This is a genomic window from Cysteiniphilum litorale (assembly GCF_003428165.1).
Taxonomy (GTDB): domain Bacteria; phylum Pseudomonadota; class Gammaproteobacteria; order Francisellales; family Francisellaceae; genus Caedibacter; species Caedibacter litoralis.
This window is the reverse complement of record NZ_QLIQ01000171.1, coordinates 1-675: the sequence shown is the minus strand read 5'-3', so window position 1 is coordinate 675 and position 675 is coordinate 1. Positions and strand designations below refer to the sequence as shown.

Annotated in this window: 1 pseudogene; it reads left to right on the top strand. The window is 42.1% G+C overall.

The window, feature by feature from the left end:
- A pseudogene (locus DNJ75_RS15120) lies at nucleotides 1–675 on the top strand (IS1634 family transposase); the annotation flags it as partial.

Below are 675 nucleotides of genomic sequence, written 5' to 3'. Positions count from 1 at the left end.
TAGTTGAAACGATGCGCATGGCAAACGGGAAGGTGCGCCAAATTACACTCTTAAATCTAGGCAGTAGTTATACTGCCATTGATGAGTCAGAATGGGCATTGTTGACCGATCGCGTTAAAGACTTACTTCATGGCGCTGAGCATGCTCTATTGAGTGTTGATGATCATATTGAAGCAGAAGCACGTCGCTTAAGTGCTCTTGTGATTAAAAAACACGGTGAAGCGTTATTTAATACAACACCAACAGAATCACACTATGAGCAAGTGGATATTTCCTCTGTTGAATCCTCCGATATTAAAAGTATTGGTGCCGAAAGCCTTGTCCACAAAGCAGCGCAAGACCTACATTTGCCACAGGTTCTAAGCACATGTGGTTTATCCAATAGCGAGTGCCAAGATGCGCTAGCCACGATTTTAGCGCGCACATTGTACCCTGCCAGTGAGGTGAGGACGTGTGAAGTTTTAAAAACCAAAAGCGCGCTAGATGAGGTGCTACAGACTGATTTTAGCACCTTACATAAGAATCGCCTGTATCGTATTTCGGATGTTCTGTTAAAGTCTAAAGATGCCATTGAAGAAGCCTTATACCAAAGAGAGAAAACATGGTTTGAATTTGAGGAAATTGTGACGCTTTATGATTTAACCAATACCTATTTTGAAGGTCAATCATTGGACA